The 6,337-nt window shown below is 75.0% G+C and carries 1 protein-coding gene; it reads right to left on the reverse strand.

Features of this window, described 5'->3' with window-relative positions; all coding sequences use genetic code 11:
* On the reverse strand, positions 1-6,337 hold a 6,337-nt coding region (locus ACTWQH_RS32310; protein WP_443290377.1), incomplete at both ends, for an SDR family NAD(P)-dependent oxidoreductase.

The following is a 6,337-nucleotide window of genomic DNA, read 5'->3' on the forward strand; positions in this document are numbered from 1 at the left end:
CGCGTTGGGGGTGGAGAGGTACCAGTCGACCGTCAGGCCCTGGGCGTGTCCTTCGGCGAGGGCGTGGGGGAATCGGTCGCCGTGGTCGCGGCGAAGGGTGCCAAGGACGGCGGCCGGCTGGTCGTCGAGGGTGTGCTGGATGCCGATGGTCAGGACGGGGTGAGGGCTGGCCTCGATGAAGTGGCGGTAGCCGTCGTGGTGCAGGAGCTCCACCGTGTCCTGGAAGCGGACTTGCTGGCGGAGGTTGGTGTACCAGTAGTCGGCGGTGAGGGTGGTGGTGTCGATGGGCTCGATGGTGACGGTGGAGTAGAAGTCGATGGATGTCTGGGTGGGGGTGATGCCGTCGAGGGCTTCGAGGATCGCTTCGCGCAGGGTTTCGATGTGGGGGCAGTGGGAGGCGTAGTCGACGGGGATTTTGCGGGCGCGGATGTCGCGGGCCTGGCAGTCGGCTACGAGTTTGTCGATGGCCTGGGGCGTGCCGGAGACGACGGTTGAGGTGGGGCCGTTGAGCGCGGCGATGTGTACCTCCTCGCTCAGCAACGCCTCGACCTGGTCGGCGGGGAGGGGGAGGGAGGCCATGGCGCCGGTGCCCGCGAGGGCGGTGATGGCTTTGGCGCGCAGCAGCACGGCTTTGGCCGCGTCCTCAAGGTTGAGCGCTCCGGCGGTGTAGGCGGCGGCGATCTCGCCCTGGGAGTGGCCCACGACGGCGTCGGGGGTGACGCCGTGGTGCTGCCAGAGTTTGGCCAGGCCGGTCATGACGGCGAAGAGGACGGGCTGGATGACGTCGACCCGTTCCAGCAGGGCCGGGTCCGGCTGGGTCAGGAGCTGGGTGAGGTTCCAGTCGTCTGCGTAGGGCGTGAAGGCCTCGGCGCAGGCGTGGATGTGGTCGGCGAAGACCGGTTCGGTGGCCATCAGGTGCTGTCCCATGCCCGGCCACTGCGAGCCCTGACCAGGGAAGACGAACACCTTCTTGCCGGCGATGGCGGTGCCGGTGGCCAGGTGCGGGTGGGGCTCGTCGGCGGCGAGCGCGGCTAGGGCCTCGGCGTTGAACGCCACCGCCCGGTGCTCGAACCGCGTGCGGCGGAGCAGCGCGTGAGCCGTCGCCAGCCGGTCGTCCGCGCCAACGCCGAGCAGGCGGCCCGCCTGCTCCCGCACGGCCTGCGGCTCCTTCGCGGACAACACCCACGGCACCGGCCGCTGGTCTGCCTCCGGCGCCTCTTCCGCCGGCTTCTCCGGGGACTGCTCCAGGATGATGTGGGCGTTGGTGCCGCTGATGCCGAAGGAGGAGACGGCGGCCCGGCGCGGGTGCCCGTTGGCCTCCCAGGGCTGGGCGTCGGTCAGCAGCGCGACCGCGCCCGCCTCCCAGTCGATGTGGGCCGAGGGGGCGTCGACGTGCAGGGTCTGCGGCAGCATGCCGTTCCGCATCGCCATGACCATCTTGATCACGCCGCCGATGCCCGCCGCCGCCTGCGTGTGGCCGATGTTGGACTTCAGCGAGCCGAGCCACAGCGGCCGGTCCTCCGGCCTGCCCTGCCCGTAGGTCGCGAGCAGCGCCTGCGCCTCGATCGGGTCGCCCAGCTCCGTTCCCGTGCCGTGGGCCTCCACGACGTCCACGTCGGCGGTGCCGAGGCGGGCGTCGGCCAGGGCCTGCCGGATCACGCGCTGCTGCGAGGGCCCGTTCGGCGCGGTCAGGCCGTTGCTGGCGCCGTCCTGGTTGACCGCCGAGCCGCGCACGACCGCGAGCACCCGGTGGCCGTTGCGGCGGGCGTCCGACAGCCGCTCCAGCAGCACCAGGCCCACGCCCTCGCTCCAGCCGGTGCCGTCGGCCGACGCGGCGAACGCCTTGCACCGCCCGTCGGGCGACAGCCCCCGCTGCCGGCTGAACTCGGTGAACATCGTCGGCGCCGACATCACCGTCACGCCGCCGCTGACCGCCATCGCGCACTCGCCGCGCCGCAGCGCCTGCGTGGCCAGGTGCAACGCCACCAGCGACGACGAGCACGCCGTGTCCACCGTCACCGCCGGGCCCTCGAAGCCGTAGGTGTACGACAGGCGGCCGGCGGCGACGCTCGTGGTGTTGCCGGTGCCGATGTAGCCCTCGTAACCCTCCGGAAGCTGCGGCAGCCGCGCCACGTAGTCCTGCGCGATGACGCCCGCGAACACGCCCGTCTGGCTGCCGCGCAGCGATGCCGGGTCGATCCCGGCGTTCTCGAACATCTCCCAGGAGGTCTCCAGCAGCAGCCGCTGCTGCGGGTCCATGGCCGCCGCCTCACGCGGCGAGATCCCGAAGAAGTCGGCGTCGAAGAGGTCGGCGTCGTTCAGGAACCCGCCCGCCTTGGCGTACGTCTTGCCGGGCTTGCCGGGCTCCGGGTCGTAGATGGCGTCCACATCCCAGCCGCGCCCGTCGGGGAAAGGGGAGATCGCGTCACGGCCCTCGGCCACCAGCCGCCACAGATCCTCCGGCGAGGCGACGCCGCCGGGGTAGCGGCAGGCGATGCCCACGATCGCGATCGGCTCGGCGTCCGTCGCCTCGCCGTCCCCCGACCCCGTCCGCGCGACGGCTGTGGCGGGCGTGGCGGGCGTGGCGGGCGTGGCGGCGGCAGCGGCCTCGCCCAGCTCGGGCAGCAGCCGCTCCCCGAGATACCCGGCCAGCGCGGCCGGCGTCGGGTAGTCGAAGATCAGCGTGGCGGGCAGCCGCAGCCCCGTCGCCGCCGTGAGCCGGTTGCGCAGCTCCACGGCGGTCAGCGAGTCGAAGCCGAGCTGCTGGAACTCCTGGTCGGCGCCGACCGCGTCCGCCGTGAGGTGACCGAGCACCATGGCGACGTCCTGCCGCACCAACTCCAGCAGCAGCCCGTCGCGTTCCGCCTCGCTCCGCCCCGCCAGCCGCGCCACCAGCGAGGAGGCGCTCTCCACGCCGCCCGCCGCCGCCTGCCGCACCGGGCGGCGCACCAGGTCCCGCAGCACCGGCGGCAGCGGCAGCCCGGTGCCGCCCGCCGCCGACTCCAGCGCCCCCGCGTCCACCTTCGCCGGGACGACGGCGGGCTGCGCGCCCGCGACGGCGGCGTCGAAGAGCGCGAGGTTCTGCTCGTCCGTCAGCGTCACCAGCGCGCCGCGCCTGCCCAGCCGCTCGGCGTCGGCCTCGCCCAGCGTGCCGACCATGCCCCCGGTCGGCGCCCACAGCCCCCACGCCAGCGAGATGGCGGGCAGACCGCGCTCCCAGCGGTGGGTGGCCAGGGCGTCCAGGAAGGCGTTCCCCGCCGCGTACGCGCCCTGCCCGGGGTTGCCCACCGTGCCGGCGATCGACGAGTACAGCACGAACGCCGCCAGGTCCCGGTCCGCCGTCGCCTCGTGCAGCAGCCGCGCGCCATCGGCCTTCGGCCGCAGCACGCCCGCCAGCCGCTCCGGCGTGTACGAGGCGAGCATGCCGTCGTCCAGCACGCCGGCGGTGTGCACCACCGCCGTCAGCCGCGGCAGCCCGTCCAGCAACGCCTCCACCGCCGCCCGGTCCGCCACGTCACACGCCGCGACCCGCGCCGAGGCGCCCAACGCCTCCAGCTCCGCGACGAGTTCGGCGGCGCCCTCGGCCTCCGGCCCCCGCCTGCTGGTCAGCACCAGGTCCCGCACGCCGTGCTCGGCCACCAGGTGCCGCGCCAGCAGCGCGCCCAGCCCGCCGGTGCCGCCCGTGATCAGCACGGTGCCGTCGCGGTCCAGCTCCCTCGGCACGGTGAGCACCACCTTGCCGACGTGCTTGGCCTGGCTCAGGTGCCGGAACGCCTCCGGCGCCCGCCGGATGTCCCACGCCGTCACCGGCAGCGGGCGCAGCGTGCCCGCCTCGAACAGCGCGCGCAGCTCGGTCAGCATCTCCTGGATGCGGTCGAACCCGGCATCCACCATGTCGAACGCCTGGTAGACCACGCCCGCGTGCTGCGCGGCCACCTCCTCGGGGTCCCGGATGTCGGTCTTGCCCATCTCCAGGAACCGCCCGCCGCGCGGCAGCAGCCGCAGCGAGGCGTCCACGAACTCCCGCGCCAGCGAGTCCAGCACCACGTCCATGCCCGCGCCGCCGGTCGCGGCCAGGAACTTCTCCTCGAAGTCGAGGGTGCGGGAGTTCGCCAGGTGCGCCTCGTCAAGACCGGCCGCCCGCACCGTGCCCCACTTGCCGGGGCTGGCCGTGCCGAACACCTCCGCGCCCAGGTGCGGGGCGAGTTGCAGGGCGGCCATGCCGACGCCGCCCGCCGCCGAGTGCACCAGCAGGCGCTCGCCCGGCTGGATGCGCGCCAGGTCCACCAGCCCGTAGTACGCGGTCAGGAAGACGATCGGCGCGGCGGCCGCCTCCGCGAACGACCAGCCCGACGGGATGCGCGTCACCAGCCGCTGGTCGGTCACCGCGCGCGGCCCGGCGCCGCCGTCGAGCAGCCCCATCACGGCGTCGCCCGGCGCCAGCCCGGTCACGCCCGGCCCGACCTCCACGACCACGCCCGCGCCCTCGCTGCCGATCAGCGCGTCCCCCGGGTACATGCCGAGGCCGATCAGCACGTCACGGAAGTTCAGCCCGGCGGCGCGCAGCGCGATCCGGATCTGCCCGGGCTCCAACGGGGCCTCCGCACCCGGGTGCGGAACCAGCGCGAGGTTCTCGAGGGTGCCCTTCTGCGTCACGTCCAGCCGCCAGGAGGGGGTGTCCGGCGGCGGGTTGAGCACGCCCTGCCCGGTCTCGCGCGTCAGCCGGGGCACGTACGCCGCCGCCGTCCCGGACCCGTCGGCGCCGCGCAGCGCCAGCTGCGGCTCGCCGGTGGCCAGCGCGGCGCGCACCCGGTCGGCCGCCGCCGCGGGCGCCGCCTCGTCCAGGTCCAGCAGAACGAACCGGTCCGGGTTCTCCGCCTGCGCGGCGCGCACCAGGCCCCACACCGACGCCGAGCCGGGGTCGGCCAGCCGCTCGCCCGGCCGCGCCGCGACCGCGCCACGGGTGGCCAGCACCAGCCGCGCCTCGGCCGCTGCTTTGGGCGCGGCCGCCCAACGGCGTACCAGGTCAAGCGCCCAGGCGGCGGCGCGGTGCGCCTGCGCGGCGGGGTCGTGGGCGGGGTCCTGCGCGGGGTCGTGGGCGGTGGACGGGCACGGGACCAGCACGGCGTCGGGCAGCGGCGTGGCCTCGTCCGCCAGGACCGCCGCCAGTTCGTCGGCGTCCGACAGCACCGTCAGCGAGGGACCCTCCTCGCCCGGCAGCGGCAGGGCCTTCCACTCCAGCCGGAACATCGCGTCCTGCGTGGCGGGCCGCGCCCGCAGCTGCTCGGCCGACACCGCCCGCAGCACCAGCGAGCCGACGCTGACGACCTCCGCCCCCGTCGGGTCGGTGATCGACAGCGTCACCGCGTCCGGGCCGTTCGGCGTGATCCGCACCCGCACGGTGGTGGCGCCCGTGGCGTGCAGGGCCACGTCCGTCCAGGAGAACGGCAGGCTGATCGGCCCCGACGCCCCGGAGCCCTCCGCCTGCTCCTGCTCCAGCGCGGCGAACGTCAGCGGGTGCAACGCCGCGTCGAGCAGCGCCGGGTGCACGCCGAAGCTGCGGCTGCCGGACGCGCCGGGCGCGTTGGCGGGCAGCGTCACCTCGCCGAGGAGCTCGTCGCCCAGGCGCCAGGCCGAGACGAGCCCCTGGAATGCCGGGCCGTAGCCGAGGCCGAGTTCCGACAGACGCTCATAGAAGCCGGACAGGTCCACGGCGTTCGCGCCCGGCGGCGGCCAGGCGGCGGCGTCGCTGCCGGCGGGCGCGGGCGCGGGGGCGGCGTCGCGGCCCAGCACGCCTTCGGCGTGCCGCAGCCACGGCGCGTCGTCGTCGGTGTCCGGCCGGGAGTGGACCCACACCCGGCGCCGGCCGTCGTCGTCCGGCGCCCCGACGGTGACCTGAAGCTGGATGGCGCCCTGGTCGGGGAGGGCGAACGGCGCCTGGATCGTCAGCTCCTCCACCAGGGTGCAGCCGACGTACTCACCGGCGTGGAGGGCGAGTTCGGCGAAGGCGGTGCCGGGCAGCAGCGCGGTGCCGTGCACGGCGTGGTCGGCCAGCCAGGGGTGGGTGTGGAGGGAGAGGCGACCGGAGAAGACCATGCCCTCCCCCTCGGCGAGCGGCACGGCGGCACTGACCAGCGGATGCGCCGTCGCACGCTGCCCGAGATGGGCCGGGTCGCCGAAGGACGAACTGGTGTTGAGCCAGAACTGCTCGCGTTGGAAGGGGTAGGTGGGGAGGGGGGTGGGGTGGCCGGTGGTGGGCCAGGTGGGGGTGTGTCCGGTGGTGTGGGCGTGGGCGAGGGCGGTGGTGAGGGTGGTGGGTTCGGGGTGTTTGGGGGTG

Origin of the sequence: Streptomyces sp. 6N223 (assembly GCF_052246635.1) — a bacterium.
GTDB lineage: Bacteria > Actinomycetota > Actinomycetes > Streptomycetales > Streptomycetaceae > Streptomyces.